Source organism: Pseudoalteromonas sp. P1-16-1b (assembly GCF_001401785.1).
GTDB classification, from domain to species: Bacteria; Pseudomonadota; Gammaproteobacteria; order Enterobacterales; family Alteromonadaceae; genus Pseudoalteromonas; species Pseudoalteromonas undina.
In genome coordinates this window covers 1-219 of sequence record NZ_LKGQ01000084.1, presented here as the reverse complement: position 1 = coordinate 219, position 219 = coordinate 1, and the positions used below count along the sequence as shown (strand labels likewise).

At 46.1% G+C, this 219-nt stretch carries 1 tRNA gene; it reads right to left on the bottom strand.

Annotation, left to right across the window (positions count from 1 at the left end):
• Positions 1–2 precede the first annotated feature (2 nt).
• Positions 3–84: transfer RNA gene (locus AN392_RS18315), tRNA-Leu, on the bottom strand.
• Between the last annotated feature and the right edge of the window lie 135 nt (positions 85–219).

Below are 219 nucleotides of genomic sequence, written 5' to 3'. Positions count from 1 at the left end.
GGTGCGGAAGGAGAGACTTGAACTCTCACATCCTAAGATACTGGAACCTAAATCCAGCGCGTCTACCAATTCCGCCACTCCCGCATACAGGCTTATATTTATACTCTTAACAGAGTTTTCTTGTACAACATTCTTTGGTAGAAGAAGTTGGCTGGGATACCAGGATTTGAACCTGGGAATGCCAGGATCAAAACCTGGTGCCTTACCGCTTGGCGATAT